This is a genomic window from Pseudomonas sp. FeN3W (assembly GCA_030263805.2).
GTDB classification, from domain to species: domain Bacteria; phylum Pseudomonadota; class Gammaproteobacteria; order Pseudomonadales; family Pseudomonadaceae; genus Stutzerimonas; species Stutzerimonas stutzeri_G.
In genome coordinates, this window is record CP136010.1 from 959,732 (window position 1) to 975,676 (window position 15,945).

General features: G+C 62.7%; 16 protein-coding genes and 1 tRNA gene. 7 read left to right on the forward strand and 10 right to left on the reverse strand.

Annotated features, from left to right (window positions below):
* Positions 1-33: 33 nt before the first annotated feature.
* Positions 34-735: a VacJ family lipoprotein gene (locus P5704_004310; GenBank protein ID WOF79724.1), complete on the reverse strand. Its 702-nt coding sequence runs from the start codon at positions 733-735 to the stop codon at positions 34-36.
* A 229-nt stretch (positions 736-964) separates the two neighbouring features.
* Between P5704_004310 and P5704_004315 the strand changes: the two genes are divergently transcribed.
* Positions 965-1,231 carry a DUF4404 family protein gene (locus tag P5704_004315; protein WOF79725.1) on the forward strand — a complete coding sequence of 89 codons (267 nt, stop codon included), beginning with the start codon at positions 965-967 and terminating at the stop codon, positions 1,229-1,231.
* A 39-nt stretch (positions 1,232-1,270) separates the two neighbouring features.
* Here P5704_004315 and queF read toward each other — a convergent pair whose 3' ends face one another.
* The 8 genes from queF to P5704_004355 form a co-directional block, all read right to left on the reverse strand.
* Positions 1,271-2,101 (reverse strand): NADPH-dependent 7-cyano-7-deazaguanine reductase QueF, encoded by an 831-nt coding sequence (queF, locus tag P5704_004320; protein WOF79726.1) that lies wholly within the window; start codon positions 2,099-2,101, stop codon positions 1,271-1,273.
* Between the two features lie 94 nt (positions 2,102-2,195).
* Entirely contained in the window at positions 2,196-2,975 is a 780-nt protein-coding gene (locus tag P5704_004325; protein ID WOF79727.1) for an ABC transporter permease, read from the reverse strand.
* Complete coding sequence (locus P5704_004330; protein WOF79728.1) at positions 2,972-3,901, reverse strand: ABC transporter ATP-binding protein; 930 nt, start codon at positions 3,899-3,901, stop codon at positions 2,972-2,974. Before P5704_004330 ends, P5704_004325 begins: the two co-directional genes overlap by 4 nt.
* A gap of 88 nt (positions 3,902-3,989) precedes the next feature.
* The gene (locus P5704_004335) at positions 3,990-4,979 is read right to left on the reverse strand and encodes a succinylglutamate desuccinylase (GenBank protein ID WOF79729.1); all 990 of its coding nucleotides are present in this window, start codon (positions 4,977-4,979) and stop codon (positions 3,990-3,992) included.
* 12 nt (positions 4,980-4,991) lie between these two features.
* Positions 4,992-5,273, reverse strand: a complete 282-nt coding sequence (locus tag P5704_004340) for a topoisomerase II (GenBank protein ID WOF79730.1) — start codon at positions 5,271-5,273, stop codon at positions 4,992-4,994.
* Between the two features lie 57 nt (positions 5,274-5,330).
* Positions 5,331-6,551, reverse strand: a complete 1,221-nt coding sequence (locus P5704_004345; GenBank protein ID WOF79731.1) for an aspartate aminotransferase family protein — start codon at positions 6,549-6,551, stop codon at positions 5,331-5,333.
* Positions 6,552-6,689: 138 nt separating this feature from the next.
* Positions 6,690-7,379: a crotonase/enoyl-CoA hydratase family protein gene (locus P5704_004350; protein ID WOF79732.1), complete on the reverse strand. Its 690-nt coding sequence runs from the start codon at positions 7,377-7,379 to the stop codon at positions 6,690-6,692.
* Between the two features lie 131 nt (positions 7,380-7,510).
* Positions 7,511-8,797 carry an HD-GYP domain-containing protein gene (locus P5704_004355; protein WOF79733.1) on the reverse strand — a complete coding sequence of 429 codons (1,287 nt, stop codon included), beginning with the start codon at positions 8,795-8,797 and terminating at the stop codon, positions 7,511-7,513.
* A 207-nt stretch (positions 8,798-9,004) separates the two neighbouring features.
* Here P5704_004355 and P5704_004360 point away from each other — a divergent pair.
* Both P5704_004360 and P5704_004365 read left to right on the forward strand, forming a co-directional pair.
* Positions 9,005-9,094 (forward strand) — tRNA-Ser (locus P5704_004360).
* 158 nt (positions 9,095-9,252) lie between these two features.
* Entirely contained in the window at positions 9,253-9,693 is a 441-nt protein-coding gene (locus P5704_004365) for a DUF1810 domain-containing protein (protein ID WOF79734.1), read from the forward strand.
* 12 nt (positions 9,694-9,705) lie between these two features.
* Here P5704_004365 and P5704_004370 read toward each other — a convergent pair whose 3' ends face one another.
* Entirely contained in the window at positions 9,706-10,218 is a 513-nt protein-coding gene (locus P5704_004370; protein WOF79735.1) for a hypothetical protein, read from the reverse strand.
* Between the two features lie 348 nt (positions 10,219-10,566).
* Here P5704_004370 and P5704_004375 point away from each other — a divergent pair, with 348 nt between their 5' ends.
* From P5704_004375 to P5704_004390, 4 genes are all read left to right on the forward strand, one after another.
* Entirely contained in the window at positions 10,567-10,923 is a 357-nt protein-coding gene (locus P5704_004375) for a rhodanese-like domain-containing protein (protein ID WOF79736.1), read from the forward strand.
* 133 nt (positions 10,924-11,056) lie between these two features.
* Positions 11,057-12,196, forward strand: a complete 1,140-nt coding sequence (locus P5704_004380; protein ID WOF79737.1) for a mechanosensitive ion channel family protein — start codon at positions 11,057-11,059, stop codon at positions 12,194-12,196.
* Positions 12,197-12,310: 114 nt separating this feature from the next.
* Complete coding sequence (locus tag P5704_004385) at positions 12,311-14,755, forward strand: acyl-CoA dehydrogenase (protein ID WOF79738.1); 2,445 nt, start codon at positions 12,311-12,313, stop codon at positions 14,753-14,755.
* Between the two features lie 122 nt (positions 14,756-14,877).
* On the forward strand, positions 14,878-15,891 hold the full coding sequence (locus P5704_004390) for a ligase-associated DNA damage response exonuclease (GenBank protein WOF79739.1): 1,014 nt from the start codon (positions 14,878-14,880) through the stop codon (positions 15,889-15,891).
* Positions 15,892-15,945 lie beyond the last annotated feature (54 nt).

Consider the following 15,945-nt stretch of genomic DNA (forward strand, 5'->3'; position numbering starts at 1 on the left):
TCCGCCGATGGCCGCAGCAAATGCGGCCAGGCTTCAGAAGTCGTCTTCGACTTCACCGTCCTTGACCCGGAATTCGCGATTCTGCAGGTACGCATTGCGTACGAAGATGTAGCGATCCCCCTGAATCATCTTCTCGGCGGACAGCAGACCTGCCCGCGTATCGACCAGATCCACACCACGCGTCACGTTGCGGCTCGGCACGTGATCCATATGCGGATACGGCTCGAGAAAGGAATCCGGCACGCGGCCGACGGCATCACGCACCGTGCTTGGTCCAAGCAGCGGCAACACGACATAAGGCCCACTTCCAAGCCCCCAGGCACCCAGCGTCTGGCCGAAGTCCTCATCGTTCTTGTGCAACCCCATCCGGGTGGCCACATCGAAGAAGCCGAGCACACCGAACGTGGTGTTGAACAGGATGCGACTGGTGTCGATGCCCGCATCGTGGACCTTGCCCTGCAGCAGGTCGTTGGTCAGCACAATCACGTCACCTAAGTTGCTGAACACATTGCCGATGCCATCTTCGAGGAAGTTCGGCGTCACCTTCTGGTAACCCTGGGCCAGGGGCTTGAGGGTGTAGGTGTCGACGGTGTCATTGAAGCGGAACACCGCGCGGTTGACGCTTTCCCACGGATCTTCTTCGGCCGCCAGAGCAGGCGCCGCGCCAAGCGTGGCGACCGTAGCGACGAAACTGGCCTTGAGCACGGCGATCCAGGCCGTAGCGATCTTGGGCATCACTTTTCTCTCCCTTGGGTATTTGGTGCATGCGGCGCACCGATGCAGACCGCGCAGTATAGAGTGAACATCCTGTTTTCGGCAGCCAGCCGGATGTTCGGTGTTCGTGGCGCACGCCGGCACTTGCGCCAGCGCCGGTAAAGGCACAGACAAGGCCTGGCCGCTGGTTTAACCTTCAAGTATCGAGGTTCATACCACGTCGCCCGTAAACCCATGAGAGGGAAGCAAAATGCCGGAACATGATCTGCAGTCGCAGCTCGAAGAACTGCGTTATCAACTGGCCCAGGACACGCCGCTGACCGACGAGGAGCGGGCTTCGCTGCAGGCGATCGCCCAGGACATCGAGGCTCGCCTGGCGACGCAGGGCACCACCGACCACAACGACTCGCTGGTGGATGGCGTCAACCTGGCCGTCGAACGTTTCGAGGTCAGCCACCCAAGCATGGCCATGACGCTGCGCAACATCATGCAGACCCTGGCCAACATGGGTATCTGAAACAGGTCACGGGTCGCGCTGCGACCCTGACTCGCTGCGTTACTGGCGCACCAGACGGCGATTGTCCACGACCATCGCCTCGGTACTGCGGTACGGATTGATGTCCAGCCCGCCGCGGCGCACATAACGCGCATAGACCGTCAGCTTCTCCGGCTGCAGCAAGCGCTGCAGATCGAGAAAGATGCGCTCCACGCACTGCTCGTGAAAGTCGGCATGCTGGCGGAAGCTCACCAGATAGGCCAACAGGCTCTCCGCCTGCAGCGCCGCGCCGCGATACTCGACGACCACGCTGCCCCAGTCCGGCTGACCCGTCACTGGGCAGTTGGACTTGAGCAGATGACTGTGCAGCGACTCCTCGACCAAACGCCGCGCATCGCAGGTCAACAGCTCCGGCTGGGGATGGTCGTAATGTTCGATGGTCACGTCCAGATCATCGATGCAGCGACCCGGCAGCGTTGCAACGCCCTCGCTCGCCACCTCATCCAGCGTGCGCAGGCGCACTTTCACGGCTTTGCCGGCTGCCGCGGAAAGATCGGCGATCATCACCTCGACCAATGCCTCACGCGACTCGAACACCGACTGGTTCAGCGAGTTCAGATAGAGCTTGAACGACTTGGATTCGATGATGTTCGGCGAATCGGCCGGAATCTCGAATTCACCGATCGCCACCACCGGCTTGCCGGAAGGCAGCAGCCAGGACAGTTCGTAGCAATTCCACAGGTCTACGCCCTGATAGGGCAGCGTCTCGGCGGTGAGGCCCAGTTCGGCCCACTTCGGCGCACGCGGAATCGGAAACAGCAGATGCGGGCTGTAGGTGGCGACGTAGTCACTGGACTTGCCCAGCGGAGAATGTTCGGCGGGATGCTGCATGGGGAATGGACCTGAACGAAAAACGCCGCGAAGTTTAGCGCTTCGCGGCGTTCTTTTCAGCGGCATCGGCGCAACCGCCGCAGGGAGCGCAAGCCTACTGGCGCATCCCGCGTCCACTCTTGAGCAGCCCGACAGAGACCAGATAGAGCGCCGCCACCGCCACCAGCATGAAGCTGATCGCCACACCGATGCGAATATCGGATACGCCGAGGATGCCGTAGCGGAAGGCGTTGACCATGTGCAGCACCGGGTTGGCCAGCGACAGCGTCTGCCAGAACGGCGACAGCAGGTGGATCGAGTAGAACACCCCGCCCAGGTAGGTCAGCGGCGTCAGCACGAAGGTCGGGATGATCGAGATATCGTCGAAATTGCGCGCGAACACCGCATTGATGAAGCCGCCAAGGGCGAAGATGCTCGCCGTCAGGGTGATGACCAGCACAGTCACACCCAGGTGGTGCACCTGCAGATCGGTGAAGAACATCGACAGCAGCGTGACGATCACCGCCACCGCCAGCCCGCGGGTGATGCCACCGAGGGCAAAACCGATGACGATCACATGCGGCGATACCGGCGAGACCAGCAGCTCTTCGATAGAGCGCTGGAACTTGGTGCTGAAGAAGCTCGACACGACGTTGCTGTAGGAGTTGGTGATCACCGACATCATGATCAGCCCCGGCACGATGTAGTCCATGTAGCTGAAGCCATCCATGTCGCCGATCCGCGCGCCGATCAGGCTGCCGAAGATGACGAAGTACAGCACCATGGTAATCGCCGGCGGCAGCAACGTCTGTGGCCATATGCGCGTGTAGCGACGGATCTCGCGCTGCACGATGGTCTGCAGCGCGACCAGGTTGGGACGCAGCTCGCCGCTCATGACTTCACCTTCAGGTTATTCTCCACCAGCGACACGAACAGCTCCTCCAGTCGGTTGGTCTTGTTGCGTAGGCTCAGCACCTCGATGTCCTGGGCGGCCAGCAGACGAAACAGTTCAGTCACGCCCTGGCTCTTCTCCACCTGCACCTCGAGGGTGTGATGATCGATCAACTGCGCCGGATAGCTGCCCAGCTCCGGTGCGACCAGTTGCGACTCCTTGAGGTCGAGCAGAAAGGTTTCCACGTGCAGCTGCGTGAGCAGTTCGCGCATGCTGGTGTTCTTGACGATCTGGCCGTGATCGATGATGCCGATGTTGCGGCACAGCTGTTCGGCCTCCTCCAGATAGTGCGTGGTGAGGATGATGGTGATCCCCTCGCGGTTGAGCTCGGTGAGGAACGACCACATCGACCGTCGCAGCTCGATATCCACGCCGGCGGTGGGCTCGTCGAGAATCAACAGGCGCGGCTGATGGATCAGCGCGCGGGCGATCATCAGGCGGCGCTTCATGCCGCCGGAGAGCATGCGCGAGGACACGTCGCGCTTGTCCCACAGGCCCAGCTGGTTGAGATAGCGCTCGGCGCGCTCCTTGGCGACCTTCGCCGGGATGCCGTAGTAACCGGCCTGGGTCACCAGGATGTCGAAGGCCTTCTCGAACTGGTTGAAATTGAATTCCTGCGGCACCACGCCCAGGCATCGCTTGAGGCCGGAGGGATCGCGGTCCAGGTCGTGGCCGAACACGTTGACCGTGCCGCCACTTTTGTTCACCAGGGTGGAGAGGATGCCGATGGTGGTGGATTTGCCGGCGCCGTTGGGGCCGAGCAGAGCGAAGAAATCGCCTTCGGCGACGTCCAGGTCGATGCCCTTGAGGGCCTGGAAGCCATTGCCGTAGGTCTTGGTCAACTGCCGAATGGACAGAGCAGTACTCATAAGAAGGTGCACACAACGCAGGAGGAATGAAGCTAGATAAGGGCGCGAGCAGCCAATTGCAACCGCGCATTTCCTGGTGCGAGTGTCACTACTCCGCTTCGGGCTGCTCCAGCGGCACGACGATCAGCGCCGCACGCTGGCCTTCGGCGACATCCGCCATGGGAAACAGGATGCGTGCATCGGGCTCATCGACCACCCAGCGCATGCCGTCATCCTCCGCCACCACGCTGCCGAGCGACAATGGCGCGAAGTTCTCGATGTCGCTGGGCAGACACAGCCGAAACCGCGGGCCGCGCTTGACGATCTCGCGAGAAATACTCAGCAGATGCGGCTGCGCACCCACCGGCAGCTCGCGCCCTTCGATCATCGCGATCAATCCGTGCTCGAGCTGCAGGACCGCAGCCGGCAGGGATTCGCCCTTGCCTTCGGCGAGCTCGACGGTAAACGCCTCGGCACCATGGAGCGTGGCGGTCATCGCGCTAAAAGTAGAGCTGGTCTGGCGCTGCAGCAGCACGCCTTCGACTGCCAGACCTTGCAAGCGTGCCAAGGCTCCAGGCACGACCTGCGCGCCCTCGCGCCAGGGACAGAGCGCAAACTGGGCAAGGCGTGACGGGCGCATCGCCGAGTGCAGGTCGTAATGCCGCCGCTGGCGCCCCGCCCCGCTGAAAAAGCCAGCGACCAGCGCTTCGAGCTCCGCCGCGCGAATGGCTTCGCCGCCCCAGACATCGGCATAAGCCCCGCAAAACAGACGATTCAAGTCCTGATCGATGTAGCGCAGCATCCGCCGCATCGCCGGAGGGTTGGCGAACAGCAGCAACAGTCGCGCACGGGGCTGCACATCGCCCCGTGCGAGTGCACGGATCAGGCGATCCAGGACATGTATGGGGATGAGTTCATTGCCGTGTATGCCGGCCGACAGGAGCAAATCGACACCCTGGTCCTGGCCGCTCGGCGGCGATACCAGCAACGCGCCCTCGGCCAGCCAGTGCAGCTTCACCCCGCGCGGGGTGAGCTGGACTTTCTCGCAGGGCTCGCGCCCGGCGAGAGTCAGTTCCAGCAGCTTGCCGATGGCGAGCATGCCGGTCGGCCTTCAGTGATTGCATTCAGGGCCGTGGACGTGCTCGTCGTCATCGGCCTCGACCGGCTCCATTTCCAGCTGCAGGCTGACCAGATTGGTCGCCAGCGGACGCAGCACCAGATTGGCGTACTCGGTGTCGCCGTCCTCGACGTCCACGCCGATCATCAGCTGACCGTTGCCGACCTGCTGAATCCAGACCTCGCGACCCTGCCAGATCACGGCGAAACGGGTGCAGGAAGTTTCCAATTGGGTTCCGTCGACATCTTCCAGAACCAGTTGCAGGCTATCGCTCATTGAATTGCTCTCGCTAGTAGAACACGCGACGCTCGCGGCGCCGCGCATGGGGAATGGTCAGGCCTGGGTCAGCGTCGCGACAGCGCGCTCGAGACGGTTCAGCCCTTCGTCGATATCAGCTTCGTCGATGACCAGGCTCGGCGCCAGACGCACCACGTCGGGGCCGGCCTGCAGCACCATGAGTGCTTCCTTCTCCGCTGCGGCACAGAAGACACCGGCCTTGCCCTTCCAGGCATCGCTCAGCACACAGCCGATCAACAGGCCGCGGCCACGTACCCGGCTGAACACGCCATAGCGCTCGCCGATCTGCATCAGGCGCGCCTTGAAGCGCTCGTGGCGCGCCTTGACGCCCTCGAGCACTTCCGGCGTATTGACGATATCCAGCACCGTCTCGGCAACCGCGCAGGCCAGCGGGTTACCGCCATACGTCGTGCCATGGGTGCCGACGCTCAGGTGCGCAGCGATTTCGTTGGTGGTCAGCATCACCCCAATCGGGAAGCCGCCGCCCAGACTCTTGGCGTTGGTCAGGATGTCCGGCATGACGCCGTAGTGCATGTAGGCGAACAGCTCGCCGGTACGACCGAGGCCTGTTTGCACCTCATCGAAGATCAGCAATGCGTTGTGCTCGTCGCACAGCTGGCGCGCGCCTTTCAGATAGGCCTGGTCGCCCGGCAGGATGCCGCTCTCGCCCTGGATCGGTTCCAATACCACCGCGCAGGTCTTGTCGGAAATCGCCGCTTTCAAGGCGTCGAGATCGTTGTACGGCACATGAGTGATGCCCTCGATCTTCGGCCCGAAGCCATCGGAATACTTCGACTGCCCGCCCACCGTGACGGTGAACAGGGTGCGGCCGTGGAAGCTGTTAAGCGCCGAGATGATCTCGAATTTCTGCGGGCCGTAGACGTCGTGGGCGTAACGACGGGCCAGCTTGAACGCCGCCTCGTTGGCTTCCGCGCCGGAATTGCAGAAGAACGCGCGGTCGGCGAAGGTTGCCGCCGTCAGCTTCTTCGCCAGGCGCAGCGCCGGCTCGTTGGTATAGATGTTGGAGATGTGCCAGAGCTTGCCGGCCTGCTCGGTCAGCGCCGCCACCAGCGCCGGATGCGCATGGCCCAGCGCATTCACTGCGATGCCGCCGGCGAAGTCCACCAGTTCTCGCCCGCTCTGATCCCAGACTCGCGAACCCAGGCCGCGCACCGGTACGAAGGCGGCGGGGGCGAAAGTGGGAACAATGACCTGGTCGAAATCGGCGCGTTCTACCGGGGTGTGCGGGGCGGACATCGGGGCTCTCCTGCGAGGCGACACGGAATGAGAAATGAAAACGCCCCGCCATCGGCGGGGCGTCACTCGCGCAGTGTAAACGCAGGGCCGGCCCTCGTGCGCACTGGAGAAGAAATTCTCTTGCGCCCGAGCGCTCGATCAGCCGAAGTGCTGCTGGTCCAGCGCGATCGCCTGATCCAGGGTTTCCAGCAAGGCCTTGCGCACCTTGAGCTTGGTGTTCTTGTGCGCCACCATGTTGATCTTCTTCAGCTGCTCGGCCGCGGCTTTGGCGACTGCCAGCAGCTCGCCGGTCGGCACCACCTTGTCGAGAAAACCGGCATCCACCGCGCCAACCGGATCGAACATCTCGCCGTTGATCACCGAGCGATGGAAAGCTGACTTGCGCAAGCGGTCGCGCGCCAACTCGATGCCGGCGTGGTGCATGGTCATGCCGATCTGCACCTCATTGAGGCCGATATGGAATGGACCTTCCACGCCAATGCGGTAATCGGCCGACAGTAGCAGGAAGGCGCCCTTGGCGATCGCATGACCGGAGCAGGCCACGATGATCGGAAATGGGTGCGCCAGCATGCGGCGGGAAAAGGTCGAACCGGTGGCGACCAACGTCATGGCATTCTGCGGGCTCGAGGTCATGACTTTCAGGTCGTAACCACCAGAGAGAATACCCGGCTGCCCCGTGATGATCACGATGGCACGGTCCTGCTCGGCGCGATCCAGTGCGGCGTTGAGCGCCTCGAACACGGCAGGCGAAAGGGCGTTGACCTTGCCATTGCACAGCGTCAGCGTGGCGACGCCGTCTTCGAATTGGTAGGAGACCAGCTCACTCATGACGAGATTCCTTGTTTTTGAAGTGGGCAGACGTTACCCAGCGCTCAGGCTCAGGTAAAGCGCGATGACCGACCGACCGGTCACGCCAGAGGCATCAAAGCCAAACGGAAACGCGTCTGTGCAGAAAGGGATCAGCTCGATTCGAAGTCGGCCAGCGTCTCCGGGTGCAGGATGGCCTGCAGCTCGGGGTCGGCGAGATGCAGCCCGAAAGAGCCATCCGGCAGACCGGCGGATATCCGGTAAGGCGCGCCCTCCTCGTCCACGGTGAGCTGCGCCAGATCCAGATAACGCGGCGTGCAGCGCTGCTTGGCGGCATCGCGCAGCACCACGACGCGGGGGCGGAGCTGGTATTGCCGATGTTTTTCCACTACCACGGCGACCTCGCCGGTATGCAGCTCGACGAGCGTACCCACCGGGAAAGCGCCCAGCCAACGGATGAATTCGCGCACCAGGTCCTCGTCGAACTGCCTGCCGCTGGCACTGCGCAGAATCTCGAACGCCGATTGCACCGGGCGCGCGCAATCGTAGGCCCTGTGGCTGGTAATGGCGTCGAAGGCATCGACAATGGTGATGATCCGCGTCATGTAGGAAATCTGCGCGGGGCCCGAGCCCAGCGGATATCCGGTGCCATCGAGCCGCTCGTGATGGCCATAAGCGGCATGCAGCGCGGCCTCCGGAATCCCGGGCTGCGCCCGCAGTGCTTCAAGGCCGAAGACCGGATGCAGCTTGATCACCTCGAACTCCTCGGCGGTGAGTTTCCCGGGTTTGTTGAGAATCTCCGGATCGATGCGCATCTTGCCGACGTCGTGCAGCAATCCCGCCATCCCCAACAGCTGCAGCTTGTCGTCCTGTAGGCCGAGATGATTGCCGAACCCCATCGCCATGATCGACACCGACAGGCAGTGCAGGCTTGTGTAGAGATCCTTGTTCTTCAAGCGGATCAGCCAGAGCATGGCGCTTTCATTGCGCAAAATGCTGGCCAGGTTGCGCTTGACCGCACCGTGGCACGCACGGGTGTCGATCACCCGTCCATGCTGCACATCGGCCAGGACCTGATCGATCAGGCGGGAGCCATCCAGATAGGCTGCGCGGGCCTCTTCCACCTCGGTCGAAAGCGCCTGCTGCGGCCGCTGTATCGGCTTGCGAACACGCGGCCCGCCGACCGGAACCGGCGCCTCGTGCTGCAGGCGAACCCGGCGTGTGTCGTCGACATAGACATACTCGCAACAGTTGCGCAGCGCGCGTATCTCGCCAGGCGTCAGCAGCGGAAAACCTTGGAACGCAAAGTTCGTTTCATTCCACGGCCGATCCAGCTCACAGACGTACATACCCAATTCCAGACGAGCGACAGCAACCTGACGCCGGGTTGGCACCAGCAAGGTATCGATATGCTTGCCTGACTTGCTTGTCAGTTTCATCGAACAGGTGGGCTCCGCTCGGCTTTCTTATTCAAAATAACCCAAGCATCGGCCAAGGCTTCAATCAGCAGTCTAGCGGAACGTGCAGCCTGTCGCCTGAGTGAGACGAATTTGTTAAGCGCATGAATAAGCTAAAAAAGTTTTTGCCAAAGGCACTGGGTTCGATTACATTAGCGCGCCTCGACGGACATGAACCTCCGTCGATCCGGTGAGGTGTCCGAGCGGTTGAAGGAGCACGCCTGGAAAGTGTGTATACGAGAAATCGTATCAAGGGTTCGAATCCCTTCCTCACCGCCATATTCGATTCAAGCAAAACCCCTGGCTTCCACGAAGCCAGGGGTTTTTGCGTTCTAGAGTCCCGATCCGAGCAAGGCCACCGTACGTCCGTCAGCGATTGCCGTGCTGGCTGGACTGTTGCAGATTGCTCGCAGTCCTTTCATGCCGCAATCACTTCCATGGCCGATCCCTACGACCTGCAACGCTTCGTCGACACTCAACAACTCCATCACCCGCGTGCACTGGCAGAGCTGCGCAGCGGGCGCAAACGGACGCACTGGATGTGGTTCATCTTTCCGCAGTTGCGGGGGCTTGGCCACAGCGCTATGGCACAGCGCTTCGCCATTTCGGGCCGAGCCGAAGCGCAAGCCTACATGCAGCACCCGCTACTGGGGAAACGGCTGCTGACCTGCACCGAGGCGCTGCTGGAGCATCGCAACGACAGCGCCCGACAGATCCTCGGAAGCCCGGACGACCTGAAGCTTCGCTCCTGCATGACCCTCTTCGCCCAAGCAGCCACCAACCCCGTCCCGTTCGAGCAGGCGCTACAAGCCTTCTTCGACGGTCAGGCCGATCCGGCCACCCTGGGCCTCTTGAGCAACGGTGACACCACTCGCTGAACACCGGCCGGCTCAGCGCTGACCGGCAGCGCCACCCGTTGCGCCGCCACCAACCGCACCGCCATTGCTGACTCCGCCTGCACCGTTACCGCTACCTGTTCCGATTCCACCCGGCGGTGTGACGCCGCCCTGATTGGCGTTTCCATTGGCACCACCTGGAGCGGTTTGCGGCTGGGTAGCGCCTGGAGCAGGATTCGCGCCCACGCTACCGTTCGGCTGGCGGACATTGTTCTGCGGGCTCGGCAAACCGGTCCCGGCCGGCGGGTTCGCAGCACCCGGAACGTTGGCTCGAGGATTGTAGGCATCACTCTGCACGCCCCCTCGGTTGATGCCAGGCGTCTGCTCCTGAGTGTTGCCCGGTTCACGGATACGGTTGATATCGCGACCGATCTGCTGGCGATTTTCTTCCAAATCGGCGCCCATCTGGTCACGCTCCTGCTGCAGAGTCATGTCCTCCTGCTGCGCCAATGCAGCACTGGAAATGGCAGTGAGCAACAGTACTAGCGGTAGCTTCGGCTTGTTCATTGTTTGTCCTCCGATGCGGTGTAAAACGGAAGACAACCAAATGAAGCAGTCAGCTTCATCGCCAGACCCATTTGCTGGTGCGGAAATTGCTTTCTCTTGAGTCTGGGCGAATGTCCGGCACGTCTCATTTACCGGCGTCGAATCCTGGAAACCGCGGTCACGTACCGTCTCCATCCCTTCGGCAAGGCGATAATCGCTACACACAAGAATAAAAGGCCATGTCATGCTCAAGCAGAAGAAATTTCGGCAGGCGACCCTGATCGTCATTGCCACGGCAGTGATTCTCATCCTGCCCAACCTGACCCGTATATTCAGCTGAGCGCGCACCGGCGCGCTGCGAGGAGTTCAATGCGCGCGCCCATTCTTTCCCTACTGCTGGCTCTGAGCCTGCACGCATCGGCTGGCGAGATCGACCAGAGCACCGCCCTGAAGATGCTGCAGCGAGCCGACACCATACTGATCGATGTAAGGACTGCCGACGAATTCGCCGAAGGAGCGCTACCCGGCGCGGTTCGCATCGAGACTCCGGATATCGCCGCGCGGATCGGAGCGCTGGCCCCGGAAAAAGATACCCCGGTCGTGCTCTACTGCCGCAGCGGCCGACGCGCCTCCGAAGCGCAGGACGTGCTCGAGAAGCTCGGCTATACACATGTCATCAACGCGGGCGGCTACGACGAGCTCGCCACTGCCTTACCTAGCGACTGATAGCGCCAAAGCGGCCATCGAGTCCGCCAGCAGCACTCATCCCCACCGCCGACATAGGGAACTTATGAGCAGCGAGGGCCACTGAAAAACGTGGCCTTCGCTGCATCATACGCACCCTTATCGGAGGATATGGATGAACTGGGACGCCCTGCTCAACGAGACTCTCTGGATCAACCTGGCGATCGTGCTGGGCATCACCATCGTCAGCTATCTGGTTCTGCGCGCCATCCTCGGGATCGTCACGCGGCGCCTCAACAAGCTCGCCACCGGGTCCAAGACCAAGTTCCTCGGCATCACCGCCGAACTGCTTTCACGCACCAGCAATCTGCTGATCCTGGCTTTCTCACTGCTGATCGCACTGAAAACCATCGAGCTGTCGCCCCGCTGGGAATCGACGATGTCCCACGGCTGGTTCATCGCCCTCGCGTTCCAGTTCGCGCTGTGGATGGACACAGGCGTGCGTCTGTGGATGGAGAGCTTGACCCGCGACGGCAAGGCACGCAATCCGGTCACCACCACCATCATCGGCATCATGATCCGCATCGTCGTCTGGACCATGATGCTGCTGTCGATCCTGGCCAATCTAGGTGTCGACATCACCGCCATGGTCGCCAGCCTCGGCGTTGGCGGTATCGCCATCGCCCTGGCAGTGCAGACGCTGCTCAGCGACATCTTCGCCTCGCTGTCGATCGGCGTGGACAAGCCCTTCGAGATCGGGGATTTCGTGGTCTTCGGCGAGGTTGCCGGCAACATCGAGCACATTGGCCTGAAAACCACGCGCATTCGCGCCCTCAGCGGTGAGCAGGTCGTGGTTGCCAACGCCGATCTGCTGCGGCAGATCGTGCACAACTACAAGCGCATGAACACCCGGCGGATCGTCTTCAAGTTCGGCATCACCTACGACACACCGACCGAAAAGGTGAAAGAGGTGGCGGCATTGGTGAAGCGCATCATCGAAGGCATCGAAATGGCCAAGTTCGACCGCGCGCATTTCCTCGGTTTCGACGACAGCCAGCTGACCTTCGAGGTCGTCTACATCATGCAAGTCTCGGACTACAACAAGTACATGGACACCCAGCAGGAGATCAACCTCGCCCTGCTGCAGGGCATTCGCGACATGGGCGTGCAGTTCGCCTTCCCCACCCGCAGCATCGAGTTCATCGGCGGACGGCTGCCGGAAATCAATGTTGCCGGCGTGCCGCAGGAAAAGCCTGCAGCCAACCAGAACGCCGACGATGGCGACGCGCCAATACTCGGCGCCCGGCCGACCTGAGCCATGCCCCCGTCGTCGCCGGTTGGCCGGCGGCGACACCTCGTCCCTTCGCTGCAGCGGCGCAAGCGCCTATGCTGAAGACGGAAGCTGTTCGAACCCAAAAGGATAAGACTCATGACGCTGCTCTGGTTGCTGGTTCTACTGCTCGGCATTGCCGTAATCGCCCACCTGCGCCTGTCGCCGGTGCCGGCACTGGTGATCGTCGCCACCTATCTGGTCTTCATGACCGCTGCCGACACCTCCGGGGTGGTGGTATTCCTGCTCTGGCTCGTCTTGATCGCCATTGCGGTGCCACTGCTCGTCGCAGACGTGCGCCGCAAGTACTTCAGCGGGCCGATGTTCGATTGGTTCAAGAAGGTGCTACCGCCCATTTCCGCCACCGAGCGCGACGCCATCGATGCCGGCACCGTCTGGTGGGACGGCGAACTGTTCAGCGGCCGCCCGGACTGGGACACCCTGCTCGGCTATCCGCGGGCGCGCCTGACGGATGAAGAACAAGCCTTCCTCGACGGCCCCACCGAGACCCTCTGCGCACTGGTCAGCGAATGGGATATCGCCCAGCGCATGGACCTGCCACCTGCCGCCTGGGACTACATCAAGGCGGAAGGCTTCTTCGCCCTCATCATTCCCAAGGAATATGGCGGCAAGGGCTTCTCCGCCTACGCCCATTCACAAATCGTGATGAAACTCGCCACCCGTAGCGGCGATCTGGCCAGCACCGTGATGGTGCCCAACTCCCTCGGTCCGGCCGAATTGCTGATGCACTATGGCACCGAGGAGCAGCGCAACCACTACCTGCCGCGCCTGGCCAACGGCACGGACATTCCCTGCTTTGCCCTGACCGGCCCCTATGCCGGCTCCGACGCCGGTGCCATGAACGACAGCGGCGTGATCTGCAAGGGTCAGTGGCAGGGCGAGGAAGTGCTCGGTCTGCGCCTGAACTGGGAGAAGCGCTACATCACCCTCGGCCCGGTCGCGACCCTGCTCGGCGTGGCCTTCAAGACCTACGACCCGGACCACTTGCTGGGCGATGAGGAAGAACTCGGCATCAGCCTGGCGCTGATCCCCACCGATACCCCCGGCGTCGATATCGGCCGTCGTCACCTGCCGCTGGGCGCGGCCTTCATGAACGGGCCGAATTGGGGCAAGGATGTCTTCGTGCCGCTGGATGCGATCATCGGCGGTCGCGACATGATCGGCAAAGGTTGGATGATGCTGATGAACTGCCTGTCGGTCGGGCGTTCGATCTCCCTGCCGGCGACCGGCACCAGCGCCGCCAAGGTCTGCGGCTACGTCGGTGGTCGCTATGCGCAGGTCCGTGAGCAGTTCAACGTGCCACTCGCCGCCTTCGAAGGCATTCAGGAGCCGCTGGCGCGTATCGGCGGCAACGCCTGGCTGATGGACGCGGCGCGCATTCTCACTGCCAACGCGGTGGACCTGGGCGAGAAGCCCTCGGTGCTCTCGGCGATTCTCAAGTACCACCTCACCGAGCGTGGCCGCGCCTGCATCACCGACGCCATGGATATCCACGGCGGCAAGGGCATCATCCTTGGCCCGAACAATTACCTCGGGCGCCTGTGGCTGTCGGCACCGATCTCCATCACCGTGGAAGGCGCCAACATCCTCTCGCGCAACCTGATGATCTTCGGCCAGGGAGCGATTCGCTGCCATCCGTTCGTGTTGCGTGAAATGGAGCTGGTCCACGAGCCGGACCGCGAAGCCGCTGTTGTGAAATTCGATGACCTGCTGATGCAGCACATCGGCTTTGCCGTCAGCAACACGGCCAGCACCCTGCTGCTGGGTCTGAGCTTCGGTCTGATGGGGCGTGTGCCGGGGACGAGCGTCACGCAGCCCTACTTCCGCGCACTCAATCGCATCGCCGCGGCATTCGCCATGCTGGCCGATCTGTCGATGATGCTGCTCGGTGGCGAGCTCAAGCGTCGCGAGCGGCTATCGGCGCGCCTCGGCGACGTGCTCAGCCATCTCTACCTCGCCTCCGCAGCGCTCAAGCAGTTCCATGACCTCGGCCATCCGACCGAACAGGAGCCGCTGCTGCGCTGGGCGCTGGAGGATTGCCTGGAAAAGGCCGAATCCGCTCTGCAGGACGTGCTGGCCAACTTCCCCAACCGCATTCTCGGGCACCTGCTGCATGCCCTGGTGTTCCCCTTCGGCGCACGCCACAAGGGGCCTTCCGACGTACTGGACGCCGAGGTCGCCGCCCTCCTCGGCCGCCCGGAAGGCGATCCGGCATTGGAGCGCATCCTCGATGGCATGTACCGCCCGCAAGATCCCGAGCAGCCACTCGGTGCGCTGAAGCACGCCTTCGAAATCCTCGCCACCAGCCAGGACGCGGCGAAGAAGCTGGCCAAGGCGCTCAAGTCCGGCACGGTTATGCCGGCCGCCGGCGAAAGCCCGATCGACGCGGCGCTGGCAGCCGGTGCCATCGATGCCGTTGAAGCCGAACAGTTGCAGATGGCAGAGCTGGCACGGCGCAAAGTCATCGACGTGGACGACTTCGCCAAGGAGGACCTGCAGCTGCAGGAAGGGCGAACTCGCTGATACACGAGCAACCCCCGGTAGCCCGTTCATGAACGGGCCTGGCCCGCCCCATAGCCCGGCGAGCGAACTCCAAGCGCTTCGCCGGGCTCCAATCCTGCAAGCCCATCGAACTGCCAGTCGTCATGGATCTTGTCGTCGCTCGCCCCGAAGGCCTGTATTGCCCACCCGGTGATTTCTACATCGATCCCTGGCGCCCGGTCGATCGCGCCGTCATCACCCACGCCCACGGCGACCACGCGCGCTGGGGCATGGGCCATTACCTGGCTTCCAGCGACAGCGAAGGCATCCTGCGTTCGCGCATCGCCGCCGACATGCCGCTGCAGACGCTGGCCTACGGCGAATCCATCGAGCATCACGGGGTAAAGCTCAGCTTCCATCCCGCTGGCCATGTACTCGGTTCCGCCCAGGTGCGACTGGAGTATCGCGGCGAGGTCTGGGTCGCCTCCGGCGACTACAAGGTCGAGCCGGACGGCACCTGCGCCCCTTTCGAGCCGGTGCGTTGCCACACCTTCATCACCGAATCGACCTTCGGCCTGCCGATCTACAAATGGCCGTCTCAGGCCGAGGTATTTCGCGAAATCAACGACTGGTGGCGCGCCAACGCCGCGGCCGGACGTGCCAGCGTGCTGTTTTGCTACGCCTTCGGCAAGGCACAGCGCATCCTGCACGGATTGGATGAAAGCATCGGCACCATCGTCGTGCATGGCGCGGTCGAGCCACTGAACAAGGTCTACCGTGAGGGCGGCGTGCGTCTTCCGCCGACCGTCTATGCCGGCGACCTGAAAAAGGGCGACCCGCGCCTGAAGCACGCCATCATCCTCGCCCCACCGTCGGCTGGCGGCAGCACCTGGATGCGCCGCTTCGGTGACTACGCCGACGCCTTCGCCAGCGGCTGGATGATGCTGCGTGGCACCCGCCGTCGCCGCGGGGTCGACCGCGGCTTCGTGCTGTCCGATCACGCCGACTGGCCAGGCCTGCTCTGGGCCATCGAGCAGACCGGCGCCGAGCGGGTGATGGTCACCCACGGGTCCGTTCCCATTCTGGTGCGCTATCTGCGCGAAATGCGCGGCCTCGATGCCCAGGCCTTCGAGACCGAATACGGCGAAGAGGATGATGCCGCCCAGGAGGCCGAATGAGCGGCAGCCGTGCCTTGCGCCTCCTGCCATCTAATACCGGCGCAGAAGGTTCAC